25 protein-coding genes and 1 tRNA gene are annotated in these 25,202 nt (G+C 44.4%); 23 read left to right on the top strand and 3 right to left on the bottom strand.

From position 1 onward, the window contains the following. Positions 1 to 10 precede the first annotated feature (10 nt). Positions 11 to 86, top strand: a tRNA-Gly gene (locus ACE1OE_RS24085). A gap of 688 nt (positions 87 to 774) precedes the next feature. Here the strand turns inward: ACE1OE_RS24085 and queG are convergent. Continuing rightward, positions 775 to 1,902: a tRNA epoxyqueuosine(34) reductase QueG gene (gene queG, locus ACE1OE_RS24080; protein ID WP_449212498.1), complete on the bottom strand. Its 1,128-nt coding sequence runs from the start codon at positions 1,900 to 1,902 to the stop codon at positions 775 to 777. A gap of 246 nt (positions 1,903 to 2,148) precedes the next feature. On the opposite strand from queG, the gene tsaE reads away from it, so the two are divergent. The 13 genes from tsaE to rlmB all read left to right on the top strand — a co-directional run bounded on the left by tsaE (position 2,149) and on the right by rlmB (position 17,399). Further along, entirely contained in the window at positions 2,149 to 2,613 is a 465-nt protein-coding gene (tsaE, locus tag ACE1OE_RS24075; protein ID WP_102471100.1) for a tRNA (adenosine(37)-N6)-threonylcarbamoyltransferase complex ATPase subunit type 1 TsaE, read from the top strand. 20 nt (positions 2,614 to 2,633) lie between these two features. Further along, positions 2,634 to 4,325 carry a LysM peptidoglycan-binding domain-containing protein gene (locus ACE1OE_RS24070; protein ID WP_449212497.1) on the top strand — a complete coding sequence of 564 codons (1,692 nt, stop codon included), beginning with the start codon at positions 2,634 to 2,636 and terminating at the stop codon, positions 4,323 to 4,325. A 49-nt stretch (positions 4,326 to 4,374) separates the two neighbouring features. After that, complete coding sequence (gene mutL / locus ACE1OE_RS24065) at positions 4,375 to 6,462, top strand: DNA mismatch repair endonuclease MutL (protein WP_449212496.1); 2,088 nt, start codon at positions 4,375 to 4,377, stop codon at positions 6,460 to 6,462. Further along, complete coding sequence (gene miaA / locus ACE1OE_RS24060; protein ID WP_449212495.1) at positions 6,459 to 7,406, top strand: tRNA (adenosine(37)-N6)-dimethylallyltransferase MiaA; 948 nt, start codon at positions 6,459 to 6,461, stop codon at positions 7,404 to 7,406. Before mutL ends, miaA begins: the two co-directional genes overlap by 4 nt. Before the next feature lie 192 nt (positions 7,407 to 7,598). Then, the gene (gene hfq / locus ACE1OE_RS24055) at positions 7,599 to 7,862 is read left to right on the top strand and encodes an RNA chaperone Hfq (RefSeq protein ID WP_102471097.1); all 264 of its coding nucleotides are present in this window, start codon (positions 7,599 to 7,601) and stop codon (positions 7,860 to 7,862) included. A 44-nt stretch (positions 7,863 to 7,906) separates the two neighbouring features. Further along, positions 7,907 to 9,196, top strand: coding sequence for a ribosome rescue GTPase HflX (hflX, locus tag ACE1OE_RS24050; RefSeq protein WP_102471096.1), 1,290 nt, complete (start codon positions 7,907 to 7,909; stop codon positions 9,194 to 9,196). Between the two features lie 45 nt (positions 9,197 to 9,241). Further along, entirely contained in the window at positions 9,242 to 10,441 is a 1,200-nt protein-coding gene (gene hflK, locus ACE1OE_RS24045) for an FtsH protease activity modulator HflK (protein WP_449212494.1), read from the top strand. Between the two features lie 2 nt (positions 10,442 to 10,443). Next, positions 10,444 to 11,424, top strand: coding sequence for a protease modulator HflC (gene hflC / locus ACE1OE_RS24040; protein ID WP_102471094.1), 981 nt, complete (start codon positions 10,444 to 10,446; stop codon positions 11,422 to 11,424). Positions 11,425 to 11,536: 112 nt separating this feature from the next. Next, on the top strand, positions 11,537 to 11,722 hold the full coding sequence (locus ACE1OE_RS24035) for a DUF2065 domain-containing protein (protein WP_449212493.1): 186 nt from the start codon (positions 11,537 to 11,539) through the stop codon (positions 11,720 to 11,722). A gap of 149 nt (positions 11,723 to 11,871) precedes the next feature. Continuing rightward, the gene (locus ACE1OE_RS24030) at positions 11,872 to 13,188 is read left to right on the top strand and encodes an adenylosuccinate synthase (protein ID WP_102471092.1); all 1,317 of its coding nucleotides are present in this window, start codon (positions 11,872 to 11,874) and stop codon (positions 13,186 to 13,188) included. A 247-nt stretch (positions 13,189 to 13,435) separates the two neighbouring features. Next, positions 13,436 to 14,071, top strand: a complete 636-nt coding sequence (gene motX, locus ACE1OE_RS24025) for a flagellar protein MotX (protein WP_102471091.1) — start codon at positions 13,436 to 13,438, stop codon at positions 14,069 to 14,071. 103 nt (positions 14,072 to 14,174) lie between these two features. Further along, the gene (rnr, locus tag ACE1OE_RS24020) at positions 14,175 to 16,640 is read left to right on the top strand and encodes a ribonuclease R (RefSeq protein ID WP_372063098.1); all 2,466 of its coding nucleotides are present in this window, start codon (positions 14,175 to 14,177) and stop codon (positions 16,638 to 16,640) included. Positions 16,641 to 16,658: 18 nt separating this feature from the next. Continuing rightward, positions 16,659 to 17,399: a 23S rRNA (guanosine(2251)-2'-O)-methyltransferase RlmB gene (gene rlmB, locus ACE1OE_RS24015; protein WP_449212492.1), complete on the top strand. Its 741-nt coding sequence runs from the start codon at positions 16,659 to 16,661 to the stop codon at positions 17,397 to 17,399. Between the two features lie 48 nt (positions 17,400 to 17,447). Here the strand turns inward: rlmB and ACE1OE_RS24010 are convergent, their stop codons facing one another. Beyond that, the gene (locus ACE1OE_RS24010) at positions 17,448 to 17,675 is read right to left on the bottom strand and encodes a SlyX family protein (RefSeq protein WP_102471088.1); all 228 of its coding nucleotides are present in this window, start codon (positions 17,673 to 17,675) and stop codon (positions 17,448 to 17,450) included. Positions 17,676 to 17,678: 3 nt separating this feature from the next. Further along, positions 17,679 to 18,659, bottom strand: a complete 981-nt coding sequence (locus tag ACE1OE_RS24005; RefSeq protein ID WP_102532426.1) for a WD40 repeat domain-containing protein — start codon at positions 18,657 to 18,659, stop codon at positions 17,679 to 17,681. Positions 18,660 to 18,830: 171 nt separating this feature from the next. Between ACE1OE_RS24005 and fkpA the strand changes: the two genes are divergently transcribed. The 9 genes from fkpA to ACE1OE_RS23960 form a co-directional block, all read left to right on the top strand. After that, a complete protein-coding gene (fkpA, locus tag ACE1OE_RS24000) occupies positions 18,831 to 19,619 on the top strand; it encodes an FKBP-type peptidyl-prolyl cis-trans isomerase (RefSeq protein WP_102532421.1) in 789 nt (262 codons plus the stop codon). 208 nt (positions 19,620 to 19,827) lie between these two features. Further along, positions 19,828 to 20,514 carry a helix-turn-helix transcriptional regulator gene (locus tag ACE1OE_RS23995; protein WP_102471113.1) on the top strand — a complete coding sequence of 229 codons (687 nt, stop codon included), beginning with the start codon at positions 19,828 to 19,830 and terminating at the stop codon, positions 20,512 to 20,514. A 2-nt stretch (positions 20,515 to 20,516) separates the two neighbouring features. Then, on the top strand, positions 20,517 to 20,912 hold the full coding sequence (gene tusD, locus ACE1OE_RS23990) for a sulfurtransferase complex subunit TusD (RefSeq protein WP_198593027.1): 396 nt from the start codon (positions 20,517 to 20,519) through the stop codon (positions 20,910 to 20,912). Continuing rightward, positions 20,909 to 21,265, top strand: a complete 357-nt coding sequence (tusC, locus tag ACE1OE_RS23985; protein ID WP_449212491.1) for a sulfurtransferase complex subunit TusC — start codon at positions 20,909 to 20,911, stop codon at positions 21,263 to 21,265. The genes tusD and tusC overlap by 4 nt, the downstream gene beginning before the upstream one ends. An 8-nt stretch (positions 21,266 to 21,273) precedes the next feature. Next, complete coding sequence (tusB, locus tag ACE1OE_RS23980) at positions 21,274 to 21,537, top strand: sulfurtransferase complex subunit TusB (protein WP_449212490.1); 264 nt, start codon at positions 21,274 to 21,276, stop codon at positions 21,535 to 21,537. 175 nt (positions 21,538 to 21,712) lie between these two features. After that, positions 21,713 to 22,087, top strand: coding sequence for a 30S ribosomal protein S12 (gene rpsL / locus ACE1OE_RS23975; RefSeq protein WP_017035800.1), 375 nt, complete (start codon positions 21,713 to 21,715; stop codon positions 22,085 to 22,087). A 97-nt stretch (positions 22,088 to 22,184) separates the two neighbouring features. Next, entirely contained in the window at positions 22,185 to 22,655 is a 471-nt protein-coding gene (gene rpsG / locus ACE1OE_RS23970) for a 30S ribosomal protein S7 (protein WP_102471084.1), read from the top strand. A gap of 77 nt (positions 22,656 to 22,732) precedes the next feature. Then, positions 22,733 to 24,829 carry an elongation factor G gene (gene fusA, locus ACE1OE_RS23965; RefSeq protein WP_449212489.1) on the top strand — a complete coding sequence of 699 codons (2,097 nt, stop codon included), beginning with the start codon at positions 22,733 to 22,735 and terminating at the stop codon, positions 24,827 to 24,829. A gap of 125 nt (positions 24,830 to 24,954) precedes the next feature. Then, positions 24,955 to 25,202 (top strand): GTP-binding protein (locus ACE1OE_RS23960; protein ID WP_230849494.1); only part of this gene is annotated, 248 nt, incomplete at its 3' end.

The following is a 25,202-nucleotide window of genomic DNA, read 5'->3' as shown; positions in this document are numbered from 1 at the left end:
CTGTTGATATGCGATACTAGCTCAGTTGGTAGAGCGCAACCTTGCCAAGGTTGAGGTCATCGGTTCGAACCCGATGTATCGCTCCATTTTAAGCGTCCATACACTCAAAAAGAGTTTAGACTGTCTTCCTTACCTTAAAGGAAGAGGTTGGTGTATCGCTTTGCTTTCTTTGAATAGAAAGCTAAAACGCAGCATTCTATATAAGCCAAGTTGAGAAACTTCGTCCTTTCGCTGCGCGCTCTTTCCTAATGCTGAGAAGCATCACTCCAAAATTTAGTTAGTTTGTAACGTTCATCGATGTCAGGTTGATTTTAAGCCTTATTGATGTGAGCAGGCTGCTATTCTCGAAGTTATTCAACGTTGTGGATATGGGCTAAAGCCCGTTTCTACTGCATGTTTACATTTAAATTAACAGACTTATCCACACTAAACTGGGTGTGGATAACTTGGTTGATAAGTTGTTTCTGATATTTATCATTGTTGAGTGCTTGAAAGATCTTTACATTTCCCAGTGCGGTAAAAACTATCGAATAACACGGTAAGCTGTTGTTATTTAATGGCTTTTATTGATTTCTCCGTTCGGTTGATGATTATTTAAATGATCATCAACTGACACTTATTTGATCCTAATCATATATTGCGTCTGTGTTTAACCTGAATTCTGGGGCTTAGCGTTGGAATGAAATTGTTTTTTTTCCACAAATTCAAATTTGAGATGTTAGTCAAGAAAATTTAATTGATTTATTGGGAAATCGTACACCAAATAGCCTAAGCCTATGAATCGCGGGGTAACCCTTTTTGTACTATTCGGATTAGACGTTGGTTTCTTATATCGATTTTCTTTAGCAACGGCGTATCGATTTGTGCGTGCAGTTTATTGAGTGCCCAATCGATATGGACATCAAGTAGTGTGCTGTGACCTTTAAGCTGCTCTAACAAGATAACATAAGCCTGTTTAAAAGAAGCGTTACCCATTGCGATGATAATATTGCGTTGCCATTGTTGGTGGCCAATACGTCGAATGGCAGAACCTTCCATATTTTTTAGAAATGTGGCTTCATCCCAAGTAAGTAAAGTGGTTAGGTCTAGGTCTTTAAATACAGGGCGACGTTGAAAGTCAGCTTGAGGACTAAGATTCGAGAAGCGATTCCACGGGCAAACCAATTGGCAATCATCACAGCCATAGATTCGATTGCCAATAGCATCACGAAATTCTTCTGGAATAATCCCATCGTATTCGATGGTTAAATAAGAAATACAACGCCTAGCATCGACAACGCCATCCTCTAAGATGGCATTAGTTGGGCAAGAGGTAACACATGCCGTGCATTTCCCGCATTGGTTTTCGACGGCTTTGTCTACAGGCAGTGGTAGATCAATAAACAACTCACCAAGAAAAAACCATGAACCAGCTTCTTGATCCAGTATCAAAGAGTGCTTGCCTGTCCAACCCAATCCGGCTTTTTCTGCTAATGGGCGTTCAAGGACAGGCGCTGAATCGACAAATGGGCGATAGCCGAGTGTGCCGACTTCGTGCTCTATCTTTTGGCCAAGCTTTTTTAATTGGTTACGAATGAGCTTGTGGTAGTCGCGCCCGAGGGCATAGCGACTGATATAGCCAGTGTGCTTGTCTTCGAGGTTACTGGCAAAATGCGCATCCTCAGGTAAGTAGTTCATGCGAACGCTGATAATGCGACAGGTGTTGGGGTGGAGTTTATTAGGATGAATGCGTAAATCTTGGTTGGACTCCATCCATGCCATTTCACCGTGATAGCCGGCCTCTATCCAGCGAGTCAGTGAAGCTTCTTGGTCTTCTAAGGCGATATCACTAATACCGGCTTTTTGAAAACCCAGTTCTTTGGCCCAAGACTTAATGTCGTTAGCTAGCTTCTCTAAATCCATCACGATGACTCTACTTAAAAAGGACGCGTATTCTATACTCAAATCGGTTTGTGTCCAAAGTATGAGTATAAAAAAAGCAGATATCCTAGTTTGTGTATGAGGATTACACGAAATTGAGCGGTGTCAGTAGGGAATCATGGTATTTAATGGTAAATTTTCTAATTACTTACACAACAATGCTTGTCTATAAAAACCGACACAGTTTACTATTTCATCTTATAACCGACGTATTCAGAGAAAAACGTGATGAACACTAAAAAATTTGCCTTAGCAGATGAATCAGAGACAGTTTTAATTGGAACTAAATTAGCTAATCTTTGCTCAAAACAAACAACAATCTATTTGCATGGTGATCTTGGTGCTGGGAAAACAACCTTTAGTCGGGGGTTCATCCAAAGTCAGGGACATAAGGGTAACGTAAAGAGCCCAACGTATACCCTTGTTGAACCTTATCAATTGAAACAGTGGAATATTTATCACTTTGATTTATACCGATTAGCGGATCCTGAAGAACTCGAATTTATGGGTATTCGAGACTATTTTTCTGACGATGCAATATGCTTGGTAGAGTGGCCTGAGAAAGGGGCCGGTGTTTTACCTGATGCCGATCTCGACATTGATTTACGATACGTGGGTGAAGCCCGTGAGATAACCTTCACGGCAAATTCTGAATATGGACGTCAGCTAATTAGTCAATTGGAGTTAAATTGATCAATCGTTTGTTTAGTCGCATGAAAGGGATCATGCTGGCGGTGTTGCTATTGTTTCCTAGTCTAGCGTTCTCTAACACGCTTGAAGGGATACGTGTTTGGCCGTCACCGGATGAAACTCGAGTCGTTATTGACCTCAAGTCAAAAGCGGACTTCAGCTATTTTTCACTGTCTGGACCTAGTCGTATTGTGGTCGATCTCAAGGACACGACCTTGAATACTAAGCTTCCGCTTAATGTCTCGGATAGCCCTGTACTGAGTAAAGTGAGAAAAAGCTCTCCACCCCAAAAAGGGACCTACCGCCTTGTTTTTGAATTGAAACAAGCCTCGACGCCTCAGTTATTTACGCTAAACCCGACACCGGGCGGCCAGTATGGCCATCGGCTTGTGATTGACTTCCCTCATGGGAAAGCCGCAACGCCAAAACCTGTGGCAGTAGCAAACAGTAAAACAGAGGTCAGTCGTGATGCCTCACAACTGCGCGGTACCGCGGATATTGTGGTGGCAATTGATGCTGGACACGGCGGAGAAGACCCAGGGTCTATCGGTCCGACAAATAAATACGAAAAGCATGTCACTCTGAGTGTTTCGAAGAAATTAGCCGCTCAAATTGATGCGATTCCTGGAATGAGAGCCGTCTTGACTCGACGTGGGGATTATTTTGTCAACCTCAACAAACGCTCTGACATAGCCCGAAAAAATAAAGCCCATTTATTGGTCTCAATTCATGCGGATGCATTTAGAACACCACAACCTCGAGGTGCCTCTGTCTTTGTCCTCAATACGAGACGAGCAAATACTGAGATAGCCCGCTGGGTTGAAAACCATGAACAGCAATCCGAATTACTCGGTGGGGCTGGTGAGGCGTTAGCCAAAAACTCCAATGATAAAAATGTCAGTCAAACGCTGCTTGATTTGCAATTTAGTCACTCTCAAAAAGAGGGGTATAAGGTTGCGACTAAGATTCTAAAAGAAATGGGCAAAGTTGCTCATTTGCATAAGAAAGAGCCCGTTAATGCCAGCTTGGCGGTTCTGAAATCGCCAGATATTCCTTCTGTGCTCGTTGAAACAGGGTTTATCTCTAACCCTGGAGAGGAGCGGCTGCTTACCACGCGTAGCCATCAAGATAAGCTAGCACGAGCTTTGGCAAAAGCGTTGGTTCAATATTTCGAGGAAAACCCACCGGAAGGGACATTGTTTGCTAACAAGGGGCAGCAAAGAAAACACACGGTGAAGCGTGGGGAATCCTTATCGGTTATTGCCCAACAATATGGCTCATCGGTCGCCAATATTAAATCCGCCAATAAACTCAAAAGCAATGGGTTAGCGGTTGGACAGGTGCTTGTTATTCCTGGCAACGCTGCGCCAGTTAAAGTGAGTAATAAGGTAAATACAGTTGAAACCCGCATTGTGACCCATACCGTGGTTAAAGGTGATTACCTTGGTAAGATAGCGAATAAATACAAGGTTTCTGTTGCGGATATCAAACGTGAGAACAACCTTAGGTCTGACACGCTAAAATTAGGTCAAAAGCTAAAAGTATCGGTGAGTGTTAAAGACCTACCTGTGAGAAAGCATACGGTCAAACGCGGTGAGTTTTTAGGAAAGATAGCGTCTAAGTATGATGTGACCGTCCAGAGTATTCGCGAAGCCAATAAACTTCGTTCAGATCAGTTGGCGGTCGGACAGGTCCTGATTATTCCTAACCGTTAATCAGTCGCCATGCAGATAGCTAATGTGCCTTAAGGCATGGAGTAATAGTGTGACAATAAAAATTCTCCCCGCTAGATTAGCGAACCAAATTGCCGCTGGAGAGGTAGTTGAAAGACCGGCTTCAGTCATCAAAGAACTGGTGGAGAATAGCATCGATTCGGGCGCCACTCGTATCGATATCGATATCGAAAAAGGTGGCGCTAAACTCATTAGGGTTCGTGATAATGGCAAGGGCATTGTTAAAGATGAGCTGCAGCTTGCATTGAGCCGTCATGCAACGTCAAAAATCCATACACTGGATGACCTAGAAGCCATCGTGAGCCTGGGGTTTCGCGGTGAGGCATTGGCCAGTATTAGTTCGGTTTCTCGCCTTACGATGACCTCAAGACCTGCCGCTCAAGAGCAAGCGTGGAGTGCTTACGCGGAGGGCCGAGATATGACGGTCAGCCTAAAGCCTACTGCCCACCCTATCGGAACCACGGTGGAGGTGCTGGATCTATTTTTTAATACGCCAGCTAGGCGTAAGTTTTTGCGTACTGAAAAAACAGAATTCACTCATATTGATGAGTTATTGAAGAGAATCGCGCTGAGTCGTTTTGATGTGTCAATCAATGTTAAACACAATGGTAAGTTGATTCGACAATATCGTGCGGCGAAAACCTCGGAACAGGCGGAAAAAAGAATTGCCTCAGTGTGTGGCTCAGCATTTGTTCGTCACATGCTGAGAATTGAGCTAGAGCACCATGATCTTAAGCTTCATGGCTGGATTACGACACCTGAAGGCGGCAGGGCACAAAACGATCTTCAGTACTGTTACGTGAATGGTCGAATGATGCGTGATAAGTTGATCAATCATGCTATCAGGCAAAGTTATGAATCGAGTCTCGCCCCCGAGCAATACGCGGCTTTTGTGTTGTTTATCGATATCGATCCACACCAAGTGGATGTTAATGTACACCCGGCAAAGCATGAAGTGAGGTTCCATCAAGCCCGCTTAGTGCATGATTTCATCTATCAAGCGTTAAGCGATGCTTTGGTGCAGGCTAAATCGATAGAGGCTCCACAAGCTTCTAGTGCGGGATTTAGCCAAGCAGAGGCACTCGACAAGCCATTGAATCAGCAAAAGACTTGTGATGATCAAGCCTTGGTCGCTGAGCCCGGCATAATAAACAACGAAAACGTTAATCCAGTAGAACCTTCAGTCATTGATGCGGTAGAGAGCATACCTGCCTATCCGGGGCGGAATGACTATCGATCTCGAGATACCACTCAGTCTCGAGACGCAACATCATGCCAAGAAACACCGTCGCCTCGTTCAATGGAAGATGGGTCGCGAGCGGATCATCAAATTGCTGAACGTTCCCCTGCAAATTACTGGTCACCAGAAACATCATCGCTTAAAAAATCAAGCGATCCCTCTCAAAGGAATGCTTCGCAGCGAGTGATGACCAAGCCACCAAGTCTTGCTGAAGCTCAGGTGTATCAAGACCTGCTCCAGACCCCGCATTTATCCTCAGAGACCGTGGCTAAATCGGATGAGTTATTGCCTGACATACCAAGTACCCTTGAAATTAATATTGAACAAATTGGTAAGGCAATGAGTGTAGTGGGAGAGCGGTATGTGCTGGTCAAGGCTGTGCCCATTTGTGCCTTGGTATCACTACAGCGGGCTGAATTTTATAAGCTTTACGCTCAATTGAACCCCACGACGGGTCCATTAATGATGCAACCTTTACTCGTGCCGCTATCTTTGAAGGTGAGTGATGAGCAAAGAGTGCAAGCAGAATCACACGCTGATTTACTGCTGAATTTTGGTATTGATATAAAGGTTAGGAATAAACAAACCATTATGGTCATGGGGGTTCCATCGCCACTTAGACAACAAAATTTGCAATTGTTAATTGATGAAATGCTGTCATACTTGACAACCCTTGAGCAGCATGACCTAAGTCAAAGCCGATTGAGTCTATGGCTTACAAAACAAGTGCTGCAAGTGAAAAGTTGCTATACCTTGTCTGAATCCGTCCAATTGCTTAGCAATTTAGAGCAGTTATACGATGGTAAGCTTCCTTTGAGCGATACTAAATTTGTTCGTCCTGTCGATTTTACGGCCACAATTGCAGCGTTTTCATCATGAGCCAAACATTACCGTTAGTTTTATTTTTAATGGGTCCTACTGCCTCAGGTAAGACCGAACTTGCTATACGCCTTCGTCAACAGTACCCCGTTGAGATCATTAGCGTGGACTCGGCATTGATTTACAAAGGTATGGATATTGGTACAGCCAAGCCTGATGCCAATGAGCTATCACTGGCGCCGCATCGATTAATCGATATCCTTGATCCTAGTGAGGCGTATTCTGCCGCTGATTTTCGTCGAGACGCGTTGCAAGAAATAGCTCGAATCCATGCTGAAGGAAAGATTCCTCTGCTTGTGGGGGGCACAATGCTTTATTTCAAAGCCTTGTTGCAAGGGTTATCGCCATTGCCAGCAGCAAACCCAGATATCCGTAAACAAATTGAAAAAGAAGCAACTGAGAAGGGATGGCAAGCCCTTCATAATGAACTTCGAGAGATAGATCCTGTCTCAGCAGAGAGGATACATCCCAATGATCCCCAGCGTCTTTCTCGAGCACTAGAAGTTTATCGGATTGCAGGTAAGTCACTGACAGAGCTAACAGAAGTGAAGGGTGAGCCTTTACCGTTTAGGGTAAAACAATTTGCGGTTGCGCCCAAAGATCGTGCTTTGTTACATAAACGAATTGAACTACGTTTCGATAAAATGATACAAGCAGGCTTTGAAGAAGAAGTAAAAGCGCTATATGCTCGAGAAGATCTACATTCTGATTTGCCGTCTATTCGTTGTGTCGGATATCGGCAGATGTGGGAATATTTAGATGGAGACTGTAGTTTTGATGACGCTATTTTTCGCGGAATCTGTGCTACTCGTCAATTGGCTAAACGTCAGATTACCTGGTTAAGGAGTTGGGATGATCTGGTTTGGCTGGACAGCGAACACGTTGAGAATTCAATGAAAACTCTCACAGACGCCATAGCATCAGATGGCATTAACTGTGTATAATGTGGTCGCTTTTGTTTATTTGTACCCAAAAAGGAACTGAGTTTTGTTTTCAAAGTGATTTGATGATCTATGATTATAAAACTAAGGGGTATTTCATTGGTTTAGCTCAGATGCAAAGGCCGCACCTAATTTGTAGTGCACCAATAGCTAAATAATTAAAACTAAAAAATATTAATATAAGGAAAATAAAAAATGGCTAAGGGGCAATCTCTTCAAGACCCATTCCTGAATGCACTGCGTCGCGAGCGCATTCCTGTTTCGATCTATCTTGTAAATGGAATCAAACTACAAGGTCAAATCGAGTCTTTTGATCAATTTGTGATCCTATTGAAAAATACCGTTAATCAGATGGTATATAAACATGCGATTTCTACTGTTGTTCCAGCGCGTGCGGTAAGTCACCACACGGGCGAGCGTCCAGCAAATGAGCGTCCACAAGAGAAATCTGAAGATTAATACTTTAACTCGCGTTATAAAAGTCACAAGAAGGAGTTGCTCGCTTGTTTGACCGTTATGAATCGGGTGAGCAAGCTGTCCTTGTTCATATCAACTTCACGCAGGAAGGTGAGTGGGAAGATCTTAACGAGTGTGAAATGCTTGTGTCTTCAGCTGGCGTTAACACGTTACAAGTCGTGACAGGTAGCCGTCAGTCCCCTCACCCTAAGTATTACGTTGGAGAAGGTAAGGCCCAAGAAATTGCGCAAGTTGTGCAACTGACGGGTGCTGATGTGGTGATTTTCAACCACGCCATTTCGCCAGCACAAGAGCGTAACCTAGAAGGTCTGTGTAAATGCCGAGTGCTCGATCGTACAGGTCTAATACTCGATATTTTTGCTCAACGTGCCCGTACTCACGAAGGTAAGTTACAGGTCGAGCTTGCACAGTTGCGTCATATTTCAACCCGATTGATTCGTGGTTGGACGCACCTTGAAAGGCAGAAGGGTGGTATTGGCTTACGTGGTCCCGGTGAGACTCAATTAGAGACTGACCGACGATTATTGCGTGACCGAATCAAAACGATTTTACGTCGTTTAACGAAGGTTGCAAAACAGCGTGAACAAGGCAGACGAGCTAGAAACCGAGCAGAAATACCGACAATTTCTTTAGTGGGTTATACCAACGCAGGAAAGTCGACATTGTTCAACCGCATTACTGAAGCTGGCGTATACGCGGCGGATCAGTTATTCGCAACGTTGGATCCAACACTAAGAAAAATCGAGCTGGCAGATGTCGGTCCGGCAATTCTTGCTGATACCGTTGGATTCATTCGTCATCTTCCACACGATTTGGTTGCCGCATTTAAAGCAACATTGCAAGAGACGCAAGAAGCAGACATTTTGTTACATGTTGTCGATGCAAGTGACGACCGTTTTCGTGAGAACATGCAAGCAGTTCATGACGTGCTAGAAGAGATAGATGCTAGTGATATACCTGCTCTAGTCGTGATGAATAAAATAGACAATCTAGAAGGCCAACGTCCTCGGATAGACCGAGACGGCGAAGGGCAACCAAGAACCGTTTGGGTTTCTGCCATGGAAGGGCAAGGAATTGAACTCTTGTTCGAAGCGCTGACTGAGCGCTTAGTCAGCCAAATGGTTCAGTATCAATTGAGAATTCCGCCACAGTATCAAGGTCGCATCCGTAGTACATTTTTTAATATGAAATGTATCCAACGGGAAGAATATGATACAGATGGTAACTTGTTGATTGATATTCGGATGCAACAAATAGATTGGTCTAAACTTGATAAGAGAGAAGGGGCAGTTTTGAGTGACTTTATCGTTACTTAAAGGACTGCTACAGTATAACGTCATAATTAATGATGGAGCTTCCTAATGGCGTGGAATGAGCCTGGTAATAATAATGGAAACAACGGCCGCGATAATGACCCTTGGGGTAATAACAATCGTGATGGTCGTAAGTCCGGTGATCGTAATCAAGGTCCGCCTGACTTAGACGAAGTTTTCAATAAGCTAAGTCAAAAGATTGGTGGTAAGTTTGGCAAGAAAGGTGGCGGTGGCCCATCAATAGGCGGTGGCGGTAGTGCGATTGGCTTTGGTGTCATTGCATTAATTGCTGTTGTTATTTGGTTCTCTTCTGGTTTCTATACCATTGGTGAAGCCGAGCGCGGTGTCGTGCTTCGTTTGGGTAAATACGATCGTATCGTAGATCCAGGTCTAAACTGGCGCCCTCGCTTTATTGATGAATACCAAGCGGTTAACGTACAAGCGATTCGCTCATTGCGTGCCTCTGGTACGATGCTGACCAAAGATGAAAACGTCGTTACCGTTGGCATGGATGTACAGTATCGTGTCTCTGACCCGTACAAATACTTGTATGTTGTGACAAATGCAGATGACAGTTTAAGTCAAGCGACTGATTCGGCACTTCGTGCAGTTATCGGTGATGCATTGATGGATAGCATTCTAACGAGTGGTCGTCAGCAAATTCGTCAAAGTACACAAGAGACGCTTAACGACATTATCGATAACTACGATATGGGTTTAAGCATCGTTGATGTGAACTTCCAGTCGGCACGTCCGCCGACGCAAGTCCAAGATGCATTTGATGATGCTATCTCTGCACGAGAAGATGAAGAGCGTTTCATTCGTGAAGCGGAAGCCTACAGGAATGAAATTATTCCAAAAGCAACCGGTCGTTCTGAGCGTTTGAAGAAAGAAGCGCAAGGTTATTCTGAGCGCATCATTAACTCTGCAATGGGTCAAGTTGCTCAGTTTGAAAAACTATTACCAGAGTATCAAGCAGCGCCAGAAGTTACTCGTAATCGACTTTATTTAGATACGATGGAAGAAGTCTATTCCAACACATCTAAGGTACTTATTGACTCTGAATCAAGCGGCAACTTACTGTACTTGCCTATTGATAAGTTAGCAGGTCAAGAGTCTTCGAATAAGACTCGTAAAGCAACGTCGACGTCAGCATACGATGAAATACCATTAGATGCGAAAACGACTGATGCGCCAGCTAGCTCAACGACATCACGCGACTCGAACTCACGTCAAGGGAGATACTAATAATGCGTAAATTAGCGATACCAGTATTAGTTGTTGCGTTGGCATTAATGCTGATGTCTTTGTTTGTCATCCCTGAAGGTGAAAGAGGCATCGTCATTCGATTTGGCCGAGTGTTAAGTGATGACAATAATGTATCCCGTATCTATGAGCCGGGCATACATTTCAAGATGCCGTTGTTTGACCGTGTAAAAACGCTTGATGCACGTATCCAAACGATGGATGGTCGTGGAGACCGTTTCGTAACCTCTGAGAAAAAAGACGTGATCATTGATACCTACGTTAAGTGGAGAATCGAAGATTTCCGTCAATATTACTTGGCAACAGGTGGCGGTGATGCTCTGACAGCTCAAGCGCTATTAGAGCGAAAAGTAACGGATGTATTACGTTCTGAAATCGGTGCGAGAGAAATCAAGCAAATCGTTTCCGGCCCACGTAATAAAGATGTTCTACCAGAAAGTGCAGACAGCGAAGAAGTGACAACTGAAGCGGCTAAGCAAGCACTTGAAATCGATGGTGAACGTGACGTTATTATGGACAACGTACTAAAAGATACGCGTGGAAGCGCGATGAAGGATCTTGGCGTTCGTGTGGTTGATTTCCGAATGAAGAAAATCAACCTTCCTGATGAAATCAGTGAGTCTATTTACCGTCGTATGAGAGCAGAGCGTGAATCTGTTGCTCGTAAGCACCGTTCTCAAGGCCGTGAGAAGGCTGAGGTTATTCGAGCTCAAGCAGAACTTGAAGTAGCAACAGTACTGGCTGAAGCGGATAAAACAGCACGTGTCACACGTGGTGAAGCAGATGCAGAAGCCGCAAGTATTTATGCTAGCGCTTACAGCAAAGATGCAGAGTTCTATGGTTTCATTCGTTCACTAGAGGCGTATCGCACATCGTTTAGTGATAAGAGTGATATCCTAGTCCTTGATCCTAAGAGTGACTTCTTCCGTTATATGAATGACGCCAACGGTGCGGCAGTTAAATAACTGGAGCGATAACGCTTAGTTTGATTGAGCGAAGCAATATCAGCTTTGCTTAATTAAAAACTTGCTATGGAAAAGCCCGTCACGACGGGCTTTTTTTTATCTGGAGTAAATTATGTCTACATCATTTTGGGTCGCCATTGGGTTGGTATTAGTTTTTGAAGGACTAGGGCCGTTGCTGGCTCCCAGTGGGTGGAGGAATATGATCGGTCAACTGATGTCTCAACCAGATAATCAACTGAGACGAGTTGGCGGGTGCCTAGTTGTCGCTGGGGTAGTCATCATAATGATGATGTTTTAAGCGACGTAATATAAACAAACTTAAGTCCGATTTTATATAGGAAAGACAGGGATTTAGATCTTTGTTACGTATTAATGTCCAAAAAATGACTGCACAAAGTCACATTTCGGTGCTAGAATCCTTTTTTAACTAGCAATCAGATTGGAAAGATGGGAAATAACGTAGTCGTTCTGGGCACCCAATGGGGTGACGAAGGTAAAGGTAAAATCGTAGACCTTTTAACTGAAGATGCAAAATACGTGGTTCGCTATCAAGGCGGTCACAATGCAGGTCACACTCTAGTCATTGACGGTGAAAAAACCGTTCTTCATTTGATTCCATCAGGTATTCTTCGCAATAACGTAAAATGCGTTATTGGTAATGGTGTTGTTCTGTCTCCAGATGCACTGTTACAAGAAATGAAACCTTTAGAAGCGCGTGGAATTCCAGTACGTGAGCGTCTTTTCATCTCTGAAGCTTGTCCTCTAATTCTTCCTTACCATATTGCTATTGACCAAGCGCGTGAAGTCGCTCTAGGTAAAAAAGCAATTGGCACAACTGGTCGTGGTATCGGTCCTGCGTACGAAGATAAAGTGGCTCGTCGTGGTCTTCGCGTTGGTGATCTTTTCGATAAAGAAATGTTTGCTGAAAAGCTGAAGAAAGTGATGGAGTTCCATAACTTCCAGCTTGAACACTTCTACAAAGTTGATCCAGTAAGCTACGACGAAGTTCTTGAACAGTGCATGGGTTATGCAGACCTTCTAACGTCATTGGTTATTGATGTGACAGATGAACTTGACGCGGCACGCAAGCGTGGCGATAAGATCATGTTTGAAGGCGCTCAAGGTACACTTCTAGATATCGATCACGGTACATATCCGTATGTAACGTCTTCAAACACAACGGCTGGCGGTGTTGCTGCTGGTTCTGGTTTTGGCCCTCGTCATATTGGTTATATCCTTGGTATCACTAAGGCTTATTGTACTCGAGTAGGTTCAGGTCCATTCCCAACTGAATTGTATGATGGATTAGACAAGCAAGACCCTGTTGGTAAACACTTAGGTGATGTTGGCCACGAGTTTGGTGCAACAACAGGCCGTCTACGTCGTACTGGTTGGTTTGATGCCGTTGCTATGCGTCGTGCTGTGCAAATCAACTCTATCTCTGGTTTCTGTCTAACTAAATTAGACGTACTTGATGGCCTAGAAGAGCTAAAAATCTGTACTGGTTACAAGATGAAAAATGGCGCTATTCTAGAGGTTTCTCCAATGGCTGCTGAAGCATTTGAAGAAGCAACGCCTATTTACGAAACAATGCCAGGTTGGTCAGACAACACATTTGGTGCTACTTCTATTGAGCAACTTCCGAAAGCAGCTCTAGATTACATCAAACGTATTGAAGAACTAACTGGTGTACCAATTGATATCGTTTCTACGGGTCCTGACCGTAACGAAACTATTATTAAGGTTCACCCTTTCGAAGTGTAATTCGAAGCTAGAACAGACGTTAAAAACCAGCGCTTGCGCTGGTTTTTTTATATCTAAAGAACGATAAGAAGTGTGATCTTCTGCCATTTTTTTGACACGCTCACGTATCATTCAACAGCAAGTGGCAAAATTTTGCCGTTTTTTCTCAGTTTAGATTAAAGTGAAGCGTAGGTTTGCCGATAAAATGACAATAGCGGCTTACTGAGGTCGCAATTTTGTTTGAAGTGATGAGAGGTTCCCTATCGTGATGAGGCGACACAAAATAACAGCGTTGATTTGTATGTCGTTTCTTGGCACGTTGAAGGTGGCTCAAGCGGCAGATGTTGGTGCCCCGATTCCGATTTACTCTGAAGATCAGTTGATCGGGCTGATTGCAGAAAACCGTCATCTTGCCCAAGTTAAAGCGGATAACTGCCAGCTTGTAGAAGACATTATGGCGAGGGCAACCCGTATCAGTTTGCCCGCCTATGAGTTCTTATATGGCGATATGCTCGCGTGGGGTGTGTGTGTGCCTCAAGATGTTGAGCTGGGCTTATACTATATGGAGAATGCTGCACATCAAGGCCTTCCTGTCGCCTTAGAGCAACTCGGTCGGTATTACTCAAGAGGGACATTTGTTCAAGAAGATAAAGAACGGGCGATTCCTTATTTTCGTGAAGCGGCATCGATGGGCAATATTGATGCCCGTATTCAGTTGGCAGAGTTGTTATTGCGCGATTATGGTAGTCCAAGAGATTATGAGGATGCGTATCGCTGGTTATACAATTCAGTCACACCGGATAACTCAAAACATAAACGTATCTCAATGCTACGCCGTGGGTTGGAGTCTCGTATGCCACAAAATATTATCGCTCGTGCAAAGAGGCGCAATGATTTCTGGTAATGCGTCTCGTGGCTATCATCGGTAGAATGACAAACGATTTCTGTAGCTTATCCCCCCAGTCAGTTATAATCGACCTATACCTCCCCTCAAAATAGGTCAGACTATGTCGAACAAGCCTAGCGAAAATCGTGTAGACGATCCCTTTGCCGAAAGAGAATCCCAAAATTACGAAAACCCAGTTCCGAGCAGAGAGTTCATCGTTGATTTCTTAAAAGGTGTCAATGTCCCAATGAACCGTAACGATCTGTTTGAATCGTTAGGCTTGTCTGGTGAAGAGCAGTATGAAGGGTTGCGTCGTCGCCTGAGAGCAATGGAGCGAGACGGGCAATTGGTCTTTACTCGTCGTCAGTGCTATGCCTTGCCCGATAAACTAGAAATGATCAAAGGCTTAGTGATTGGCCATAAAGATGGTCATGGATGGGTGAGACCGGAAGGTAGTCTAAATAAAGACCAAGATGTGTTGTTGCCTCACCACCAAATGCGCACGCTTTTGCACGGGGACTTTGTGCTTGTTCAACCGACCGGTAAAGATAAGCGCGGTCGAAAAGAAGGGCGATTAGTTCGTATATTGGAAGAGCGAAAAGACCATGTTGTTGGTCGCTTTTTCTTAGAGTACGGCTACGCCTATGTCGTCTCCGATGACTCCCGTATTAGTCACGATATTTTGATTCCTAACGAACATCGAAATGGTGCTCGTATGGGGAACGTTGTGGTTATTGAAGTCACCGATCGTGGCGCTAAATCTCGAAAAATGGCCGGTCAAGTGGTTGAAGTGCTAGGCGAAAATATGGCGCCAGGCATGGAAACTCAAATTGCTATTCGAGCCCATCAAATTCCCCATGTTTGGCCAGAAGAAGTCGATAAATACGTTAAGCAATTTGGTGAGTTTGTCCCAGAAGAGGCAAAAGAAGGCCGAGTTGACCTTCGTGACCTCCCATTGGTCACTATTGATGGGGAAGATGCTCGAGATTTTGATGATGCGGTGTATTGTGAACGTAAAAAGAGTGGCGGATGGCGCTTATGGGTAGCGATAGCGGATGTCAGCTATTATGTTCGTACCGACTCTGTGCTTGATAAAGAAGCGATTAAGCGTGGTAACTCGGTGTACTTCCCATCTCAGGTGGTGCCCATGTTACCCGAGGTCCTATCCAATGGACTTTGTTCGCTGAACCCACAAGTTGACCGTCTATGTATGGTTTGTGAGATGACCATCTCGGATACGGGTAAGCTCTCAGGTTATAAGCATTACGAAGCGGTCATGAACTCCCATGCGCGTTTAACCTATAACAAGGTGAGTAATATTCTAGAGGGTGATTCGGAACTAAGAGAGCGCTATGACGCAGTGGTTCCGCACCTGGAAGAATTGCACCGCATGTATCAGGTATTAAAAACCGCTCGTGATCAACGTGGTGCGATTGAATTTGAAACCGTTGAAACCAAATTTATCTTTAATGCCGACAGAAAGATTGACCGTATTGAGCCGGTAATTCGAAATGATGCCCACAAGATCATCGAAGAATGTATGATTTTGGCTAACATCGCCTCAGCGTCATTAGTAGAAAAAGCCAAAGAAGCCGCCTTGTACCGAGTTCATGAAACCCCAGGTGAAGAGCGACTGACCGGGTTTCGTGATTTCTTAGGGGAGCTAGGGCTTAATCTGACCGGTGGTTTACAGCCTTCACCAACCGATTATGCGGACCTTATTAAGCAAATTGCGCAACGACAAGATAAAGAGTTGATTCAGACGATGCTGCTACGCTCAATGAAGCAAGCGGTCTATAACGCGGATAATGGCGGTCACTTTGGTTTGGCGTTAAAGCGTTATGCGCATTTCACCTCGCCAATTCGCCGCTACCCTGATTTATTGCTGCATCGTGCAATTAAGTATCTTATTGCCAAAGAGGCGGGCCGTAACCAAGACCGTTGGACACCAACCGGTGGGTATCATTATTCCGTTGATGATATGGATTTTTATGGTGAACAGTGTTCAATGACCGAACGTCGTGCTGATGATGCTACCCGTGATGTCTCTGATTGGTTGAAGTGTGAGTATATGCAAGATCATGTCGGCGAAGAGCTTGACGGTGTGATTGCTAATGTCACCGGTTTTGGTTTCTTTGTTCGTCTGACAGAATTGCATATCGATGGCTTGGTTCATATATCGAATTTAGCTAACGATTACTATCAATTCGACCCAATTGGTCAAAGGCTGATTGGTGAAAGTTTTGGTGCCATTTATCGCTTGGGCGATGCGGTCAAAGTCAAAGTACTGGCGGTAAATTTAAACGACAAGCAAATTGACTTTGAATTAGTGGGGACAGACCGTAAAGTACGCGGCAAAGGTAAAACTGCGAAGAAGCGAGTAGCAGAAGCGCAAAGCAAAGCGAAAGCGAAGAAGCAAGGTGTTGCCAAAAGTAGACGCTCAGGTAAAGCGAGTCCGCTCGTCGAACCAACAAAGCGACCAGATGGTCAAGAACAGAAAACCCCCGCTAAGGGTTCAAAAAGCAAGCCAGGCAAAGCCCGCAGTAAAAAGCCGCGCGCTAAAACCAGCAATGCTAAAAAGAAATAATGAATCAAGGTTAAAACCATGAGTAATGAGTTTATTTACGGTATTCACGCCGTAAAAGCGGTACTAGAGAAAGATCCTGCTCGTTTCATCGAGGCGTATGTATTGAAAGGGCGCCAAGACGATCGCTTGCTTCCTTTGTTGAATGAGTTGGCTAAGATAGGCTGTTCGGTTCAGCAGATGGGCCGTAAAGTCTTAGATGACAAAGCCAGGGGCGCGAATCACCAAGGTGTTATCGCGAAGGTTAAGCCTGCGAAGCAATTGAACGAAAATGATCTAGAGTCCATAGTGAATGACAATGCACAAGCGTTATTCTTGATCTTAGATGGCGTAACGGATCCACATAACCTAGGCGCTTGCTTACGTAATGCCGATGCAGCCGGTGTCGCGGCTGTTATCGTGCCAAAAGACCGTTCCGCCCCACTGACTGCAACGGTCAGTAAAGTGGCGTGTGGCGCAGCAGAGACAGTGCCATTGGTACGGGTGACAAACTTAGCAAGAACGATGCGAGCTTTACAAGAGCAAGGTGTCTGGATTGTTGGCACTGCAGGAGAAGCGACGCATGATGTTTATCAGGCGAAATTGACGGGTCCTCTAGCGGTCGTTATGGGCGCGGAAGGTGACGGTATGAGACGCTTGACTCGTGAGACTTGCGATGACCTTATCAAGATCCCAATGGCCGGTTCGGTCTCTAGCTTAAATGTGTCAGTGGCTTCAGGTATTTGCTTATTTGAAGCAGTGAGGCAGCGTTCACTCGTATAATCAAGTGAAGACATCTTATAAATAAAAGGTCAGCTTATGCTGACCTTTTTAATAATGGGGAGGCGGGGTTTCTTCTGAGGGATCGGCAAGATTTGGCGAGTCCATATTCTTGACTTTACCCACCACGAATTTCATTTGATCCTGCATCTTGCTAATGAGCAATTGTTGTTGGGTCAACGCGTCATTCAATTCTTCAATGGTTTGCTCTTGGAACGCAATTTTACATTCCATATCATTAATTCGGTCTTGTAGCGCTTGATAGCTTTCGTTACTCATAGGTTACTCATTGATGGACCACGCTTGTACGACACCCGCTGATGAAGCGGAGAGGACGCGTTGGTTATTTTCAAAGGCTGCATCATACACTACCCCTCTAGGCGGGCGCACATCTTTTAGCATTTCTACCTCATACCCTTCGATTCGTTTACCGCTCTTAGTGTCCCAAACCATCAATCGAGAAGAGGGAGAGCCGGTTACGAGTAACTGACCATCGTCGGAGAACCGAGCGGTTGAAAAAATAAGTTGTCGCGTCCAGGTACTTAACTGACTGAGTTTTGAGCCAGTTTTTAAATCCCAAACAATCGCATTATTGCCAATGTCTGATGTGAGCGCGAAGCGTCCATCACGTTGTAATTCAACTGTGCCAACACGCTGCTCGTGAGGGAACTCCCGCAAGATTTGCCCCGACTCAGTACTCCAAAAAAACGCATTGTGGTCATTTCCACCTGTTAATGCATATTTTCCGTTAGGGGATAAGGAAACAGAATTAACTTTTTCTACGTGAGCAAGGAACTCTAGGCGTCTTCCGGTGACTAAATCGATGAAAATGGCTTTACCGTTACTTAATCCTAAAAGTATTTCTTCGCCATTATTACCAATGGCGATGTCTTGGATTAAGCCGTCGGCAATAGACCATAAACCTGAGGACTGAGACCAACCTAGGTCCCATACCGCGAAATTGGTTTGGGTCGCAGTCACAGCAAATCGGCCGTTGTCGGAAAAACGAATGAGCGAGATAATGTTTTCGTCTGGGTCTTGAATACCCAATTTGGCAAGTAATATATTTTCTTGCAGATCCCACAACTGTAATTGTTGTTGTTTAGAATAGAGAAGTGCAAATCGAGCATCACGACTGAGAGCAACACTGGTGGAGCCTTCTAAAGCAAGATCCCAGCGTTTTTCTGCGTTACTAGAGAAAAAGCAGCCATTTAACAGGCCGATGACAACTAAGTACAGCACAGAATGAGATATTATTCGCATCATTACCGATATTCCACATTGAGTCTTGAGCCTAAACTAGTATATTTAAAGTTCTTATAAGATTGAAATAGTGACTAGATTTAAATGGTTACGCATACCGCCTTAAAAAACAAGGCGTATTGTTGTGACTAATGGCTAAATCTATAGCATGTCCATAAACTGGAGAGATGAATGAAATCAGTATTTAAAGTATCGCTACTTGCAGCGACGGTTATCTTGGCAGTAGGTTGCCAGAAAGAAGAAGAACCAAAAGCAGAACCAGCGGCACAAGAACAAGTGCAAGCGGAAGCAGGTAAAGCGGTTCACTTTAAAACGGAAGATGATAAAGCCGCGTACGCAATCGGTGTTTCTTTCGCTACTTACTTGAGCACAAGCATTGAAAAGCCAGCAGAATTTGGTATCGACCTGAAAAAAGAATTGGTACTGAAAGGGATTGAAGAATCGTTCGCTGGCAAAGAAACCTTGTCTGAAGATGAGATTCGTGCAGCACTAGAAGGTTTAGATAAGCGTGTTGCGGACACAATGCAACAGCAAGCTGTTGAAAAAGCCGCTGCAGCTCAAAAAGAAGGCGATGACTTCCGCGCTGAGTTTGAAAAACAAGATGGCGTAACGAAAACTGAATCTGGCCTACTATACCAAGTAGAAACAGCAGGAACGGGCGAGCAACCAAAAGAAACCGATACGGTTGAAGTGCACTACAAGGGTACGTTGATCGATGGTACGCAATTTGACAGTTCTTATGAACGTGGTCAGCCTGCTACCTTCCCATTAAACCGTGTTATCCCAGGCTGGACTGAAGGTGTTCAGTTGATGCAAGTGGGTTCAAAGTATAAGTTTGTAATTCCACCAGAGCTGGCATACGGTGAGCAAGATACACCAACCATTCCAGCGAACTCGACGCTCGTATTCGAAGTTGAATTGTTGAAGATTGATGGCGAGAATGCCCCAGCTGCTCAATAATTAGTCGCAGTTGTCACTCAAAGGCTCACATTAGTGAGCCTTTTTTTATTCTTTCTGTTTTTATATCTATGAAAAACTGCCCTTTTTTTGCCCCAAATCACTTGTTGAAGACTTACTTAGGTAAGGACTTCAAATTTTCTGATAAACTTACATCAATTTTTTTAGTTTTTAAGGTCAACACACTGTGACTGACATTGTTAATGCCGAGATGTTACTTGAAATGGATTCCGTCGATGTGGCGCCATTTAGTGAGCATGAGAAAATCATACTCAAGTCATACGAAGCGGTGGTGGACGGGCTAGCCAGTCTAATTGGACCGTTTTGTGAGATTGTTTTGCACTCGTTGGAAGATCTTAATACGTCGGCAATCAAGATCGCCAATGGTGAGAATACCGGTCGTCAAGTTGGCTCTCCAATTACCGACTTAGCGCTTAAAATGTTAAAAGACATCGAAGGGTCTGAGCGTAATTTCTCTCGCTCATACTTTACGCGCGCGAAAGGTGGGGTTTTCATGAAATCTATCACCATTGCTATTCGTAACGGTGATAACCGAGTCATTGGACTGCTGTGTATTAACGTCAACTTAGATGCGCCATTCTCGCAAGTTCTGCAATCATTCATGCCAACTCAAGATGCCAAAGATGCGGCATCTTCAGTCAACTTTGCCAGTGATGTTGAGGAACTTGTCGACCAAACGGTTGAGCGTACAATTGAAGACATTAATGCTGATAAGTCAGTCTCGAATAATACTAAAAACCGTCAGATCGTCATGGAGCTTTACGATAAAGGCATTTTTGACATTAAAGACGCCATTAATCGAGTGGCTGACCGTTTAAATATCTCTAAGCATACGGTTTATCTGTATATCAGACAGCGTAAAACTGAGGACGAGTAATCGTGACCCCCTTGACCTATACGCTTGTTGTCAATGGCTCTGTGTATGGGAGTCAGTCAGCACGAAGCGCCTATCAGTTTGCCATTGCACTGATTGAGAAAGGACACCGCCTGACAAGTGTGTTTTTTTATCAAGATGGTGTGCACAATGCCTCACGCTTAACTGTGCCTGCAAATGATGAGTTCGATTTAGTTGCGGCGTGGCAGGCTCTCGCACTTAACCACAACATCAGCTTAGATACGTGTGTGGCCGCCTCCTTACGCAGGGGGGTCGTTAGCCCAGTAGAGTCGACACAGCATCAACTCAATGGCGACAACCTCGCAGAGGGCTTTCAGCTTGCTGGATTAGGCAGTTTAGCTGAAGCGCTGTTAACGCAAGATAGGGTAGTACAATTTTGAGTGTATTAGGCTTCGTTTTTACTTCGTTACCTCATGCCAGTGCAAAGGGGAGAGAAGGGCTGGATGCGCTACTCGCCACTTCAGCTTATAGCGAAGATATCAAAGTGTTCTTTATTGCCGACGGCGTGAATCAGTTGCGTATTAATCAAGACCCAAAGCAGGTTTTGTTGAGGGATTACATCAGTGCGTATAAGTTGTTAGACCTTTATGATATTGACCAAGTCTACGTATGTAAACAAAGTATGGATCGGTATGGGATGACAATGGATAGCCTAGCGATTGAATGCGATATCGTGACGTCGAGTATCATCTCTCGTGAGCTTGCGTCATGTAATAAAATACTGACTTATTGAGATACCCTATGCTGCATATCATTAAGAATGAAACCGGCTTTAAGCACGCACAATGTTACCTGAATCTACAGGACGCCATAATATTAATCCAAGATGCGAGTTATTTAGCCGGAATGCCGCTATTTTCAGAAAAAGACAATGTCTTCGTTTTATCTGAAGATTTACAGGCTAGGGGACTATCAGTTGAAAGCTCAAATAACCTGCAAGTCATAGATTTTAAAGGCTTTGTAGAGCTTACTGAGATCCATGAAAACAGCATTACTTGGGAATGATTGACACTTTATTGGCCAGTCTTTGTATTTTTTTACAGCGGCTTAATAAAAAAGATCTGTATATTTCTTGACACACCCCCCACTGCTGCATAGAATTTTGCGTCCCTAATTGCCATTGGTGATTGGGGTTAGATTTTTCACAAAGCTTACTTTCAAGTAAATCAGGAGCTATTTAATGGCAACTATTAACCAGTTGGTTCGCAAGCCTCGTGTAAAGCAAGTTGTTAAAAGCAACGTGCCTGCACTGGAAGCGTGCCCACAAAAACGTGGTGTTTGTACTCGTGTTTACACTACAACACCTAAAAAACCTAACTCAGCGCTTCGTAAAGTATGTCGTGTTCGTCTAACGAACGGCTTCGAAGTGACTTCTTACATTGGCGGTGAAGGTCATAACCTTCAAGAGCACAGTGTTGTACTAATCCGTGGCGGTCGTGTAAAAGATCTTCCGGGTGTACGTTACCACACTGTCCGCGGCGCACTTGACTGTGCTGGTGTAAACGACCGTAAGAAAGGTCGTTCTAAGTACGGTGTGAAGCGTCCTAAGTCTTAATGGATTCCGTTAAGTAAGGCCAAACACTAAATTATTTTTAATTTTTGAAGAAACTGTAAAGTTTTGGATAACCTGAAAAAGACAACGGAGAATATCCATGCCACGTCGTCGCGTAATTGGTCAGCGTAAGATCCTTCCAGATCCTAAATTCAAATCTGAATTGCTGGCAAAGTTCGTTAACATTCTTATGGTTGACGGAAAAAAATCTACTGCAGAGAAGATTGTTTACACTGCACTAGAAACTATGGCTGAGAAATCTGGTAAAGATCACTTAGCTGTATTTGAAGAAGCTCTTGAAAATGTTCGCCCATCGGTAGAAGTTAAATCTCGCCGTGTGGGTGGTTCAACTTACCAAGTACCTGTAGAAGTTCGTCCGGTTCGCCGTAACGCTCTTGCTATGCGTTGGGTAGTTGAAGCTGCGCGTAAGCGTGGTGAAAAATCTATGGCTCAACGTCTTGCAGCAGAAATGCTAGATGCGTCTGAGAACAAAGGTACTGCGGTTAAGAAACGTGAAGACGTTCACCGCATGGCTGATGCTAACAAAGCATTCGCTCATTACCGCTGGTAATACCTTTACAGTGCTGCGAGTCTCCCTCGCAGCGCTTTTCTTTACTCTAAGGTTCACCTTAGTAAGAGGATACAATCGTGGCTCGTAAAACTCCTATTGAGCGCTATCGTAATATCGGTATCGTTGCTCACGTAGATGCAGGTAAAACAACCACAAGTGAACGTATTCTGTTCTACACTGGCTTATCTCACAAAATCGGCGAAGTGCACGATGGTGCTGCTACCATGGACTGGATGGAGCAGGAGCAAGAGCGTGGTATTACGATCACATCTGCTGCTACTACAACCTTCTGGCGTGGTATGGAAGCCCAATTCCAAGATCATCGCGTTAATATCATTGATACCCCTGGACACGTAGACTTTACTATCGAAGTAGAACGTTCTCTTCGTGTGCTTGATGGGGCAGTGGTCGTATTTTGTGGCTCGTCTGGTGTTGAACCGCAATCTGAAACTGTATGGCGTCAAGCTGATAAGTACAGTGTTCCTCGTATGGTGTTCGTCAATAAGATGGATCGTACGGGTGCAGACTTCCTACGCGTTGTAGACCAAATTAAAGATCGTCTTGGTGCAAATCCTATTCCTATCCAACTTAATATTGGTGCAGAAGAAGACTTTAAAGGTGTCATCGACCTTATCAAGATGAAAGCGATTAACTGGAATGAAGCCGATCAAGGCATGACCTTCTCTTATGAAGAGATTCCGGCTGATATGCAAGATGAAGCGGAAGAATGGCGCAACAACTTAGTTGAAGCGGCGGCGGAAGCAAATGAAGAACTCATGGACAAGTACCTTGAAGAAGGCGAATTAACAGAAGCTGAAATCAAGTTCGGTCTACGTACTCGTACACTAAATAACGAAATTGTACTCGCGACATGCGGAAGTGCATTTAAGAATAAAGGTGTTCAAGCGGTACTAGATGCAGTTGTAGAGTATCTTCCATCACCAATTGATGTGCCTGCGATCACAGGTGTTGATGAAGAAGACAATGAAGTAGAACGTCATGCTGACGATAACGAACCATTTGCTGCATTAGCATTCAAAATTGCAACCGACCCGTTTGTCGGTACATTGACGTTTATGCGTGTTTATTCTGGTGTAATTAACACCGGTGATGCCGCGTATAACGCAGTGAAACAAAAACGTGAACGCTTTGGCCGTATCGTTCAAATGCACTCGAATAAGCGTGAAGAAGTAAAAGAAATTCGCGCGGGTGACATAGCAGCAGCGATTGGTCTGAAAGACGTGACAACAGGTGATACCCTTTGTGACCAGAATCATAAAGTGATTCTAGAACGCATGGAGTTCCCTGAGCCCGTTATTCAGATTGCCGTAGAGCCTCGCTCACAAGCGGACCAAGAAAAAATGGGTATTGCGCTTGGCAAATTAGCCGCGGAAGACCCGTCGTTCCGTGTGGAAACTGATGATGAAACTGGCCAAACGCTAATTTCAGGAATGGGTGAGCTTCACCTAGATATCATCGTAGACCGCATGAAACGTGAGTTCAGTGTTGATTGTAACGTGGGTAAACCTCAGGTTGCTTATCGCGAAACTATTCGTGGCAGCACAGAAGTCGAAGCCAAGTTCATTCGTCAATCTGGTGGTCGTGGTCAATACGGTCATGTATGGCTTAAGCTTGAGCCATCAGAATTGGGTGAAGGATTTGTATTCGTAGACGAAATCGTTGGTGGTGCTGTTCCTAAGGAATACATCAGCTCGGTATCGAAAGGTATCGAAGAACAAATGAATAACGGTGTATTAGCTGGCTATCCTATCTTGGATATCAAGGCGACATTGTTTGATGGTTCGTACCACGATGTCGACTCAAGCGAGATGGCGTTTAAGATCGCCGGATCGATGGCCTTCAGGAAGGGTGCGCTTGATGCGCAGCCAGTCCTTCTTGAGCCTATGATGAAGGTTGAAGTAACGACTCCAGAAGATTGGATGGGTGATGTTGTTGGTGATATTAATCGCCGTCGCGGCATGATCGAAGGTATGGATGATGGCCATGCAGGCTTAAAAATTGTCCGTGCCCAAGTTCCACTATCTGTGATGTTTGGTTACGCAACTGATTTACGTTCTGCAACACAGGGCCGTGCGTCATACTCGATGGAATTTAGCGAATATGCTGAAGTTCCAAAGAATGTGGCAGACGCTATTATTGCACAGCGTAGCTAATCAGCTATTGTTTAATAACGAATCTATTGCGTTGATGAAAATTGACGCATAAAATAGCAATTTCTGGCGCGTCCCGGATCTAATCCGTTTCTCGGGGCGAATCATAACTAGGAAGGAACACGATTGTGTCTAAAGAAAAATTTGAACGTACGAAACCGCACGTAAACGTTGGTACTATCGGCCACGTTGACCACGGTAAAACAACTCTAACTGCAGCAATCTGTACTACTCTTGCTAAAGTTTACGGCGGCGTAGCTAAAGACTTCGCGTCTATCGATAACGCTCCAGAAGAGCGCGAACGTGGTATCACAATCGCTACTTCTCACGTTGAGTACGATACTCCATCGCGTCACTACGCACACGTTGACTGTCC

The sequence above is a fragment of the Vibrio sp. E150_011 genome (genome assembly GCF_053544015.1).
The sequence above is the reverse complement of the archived record's forward strand: the minus strand, read 5'-3'. Positions and strand labels throughout refer to the sequence as shown.

Bases quoted from the DNA above. Each gene is read 5' to 3' on its own strand.
- queG (WP_449212498.1), bottom strand. From the start codon at position 1,902: ATGGATTTAGAGAAGCTAGCTAACGACATTAAGTCTTGGGCCAAAGAA.
- tsaE (WP_102471100.1), top strand. From the start codon at position 2,149: ATGAACACTAAAAAATTTGCCTTAGCAGATGAATCAGAGACAGTTTTA.
- ACE1OE_RS24070 (WP_449212497.1), top strand. From the start codon at position 2,634: ATGAAAGGGATCATGCTGGCGGTGTTGCTATTGTTTCCTAGTCTAGCG.
- miaA (WP_449212495.1), top strand. From the start codon at position 6,459: ATGAGCCAAACATTACCGTTAGTTTTATTTTTAATGGGTCCTACTGCC.
- hfq (WP_102471097.1), top strand. From the start codon at position 7,599: ATGGCTAAGGGGCAATCTCTTCAAGACCCATTCCTGAATGCACTGCGT.
- hflK (WP_449212494.1), top strand. From the start codon at position 9,242: ATGGCGTGGAATGAGCCTGGTAATAATAATGGAAACAACGGCCGCGAT.
- hflC (WP_102471094.1), top strand. From the start codon at position 10,444: ATGCGTAAATTAGCGATACCAGTATTAGTTGTTGCGTTGGCATTAATG.
- ACE1OE_RS24035 (WP_449212493.1), top strand. From the start codon at position 11,537: ATGTCTACATCATTTTGGGTCGCCATTGGGTTGGTATTAGTTTTTGAA.
- ACE1OE_RS24030 (WP_102471092.1), top strand. From the start codon at position 11,872: ATGGGAAATAACGTAGTCGTTCTGGGCACCCAATGGGGTGACGAAGGT.
- motX (WP_102471091.1), top strand. From the start codon at position 13,436: ATGAGGCGACACAAAATAACAGCGTTGATTTGTATGTCGTTTCTTGGC.
- rnr (WP_372063098.1), top strand. From the start codon at position 14,175: ATGTCGAACAAGCCTAGCGAAAATCGTGTAGACGATCCCTTTGCCGAA.
- rlmB (WP_449212492.1), top strand. From the start codon at position 16,659: ATGAGTAATGAGTTTATTTACGGTATTCACGCCGTAAAAGCGGTACTA.
- ACE1OE_RS24010 (WP_102471088.1), bottom strand. From the start codon at position 17,675: ATGAGTAACGAAAGCTATCAAGCGCTACAAGACCGAATTAATGATATG.
- ACE1OE_RS24005 (WP_102532426.1), bottom strand. From the start codon at position 18,659: ATGCGAATAATATCTCATTCTGTGCTGTACTTAGTTGTCATCGGCCTG.
- fkpA (WP_102532421.1), top strand. From the start codon at position 18,831: ATGAAATCAGTATTTAAAGTATCGCTACTTGCAGCGACGGTTATCTTG.
- ACE1OE_RS23995 (WP_102471113.1), top strand. From the start codon at position 19,828: ATGTTACTTGAAATGGATTCCGTCGATGTGGCGCCATTTAGTGAGCAT.
- tusB (WP_449212490.1), top strand. From the start codon at position 21,274: ATGCTGCATATCATTAAGAATGAAACCGGCTTTAAGCACGCACAATGT.
- rpsL (WP_017035800.1), top strand. From the start codon at position 21,713: ATGGCAACTATTAACCAGTTGGTTCGCAAGCCTCGTGTAAAGCAAGTT.
- rpsG (WP_102471084.1), top strand. From the start codon at position 22,185: ATGCCACGTCGTCGCGTAATTGGTCAGCGTAAGATCCTTCCAGATCCT.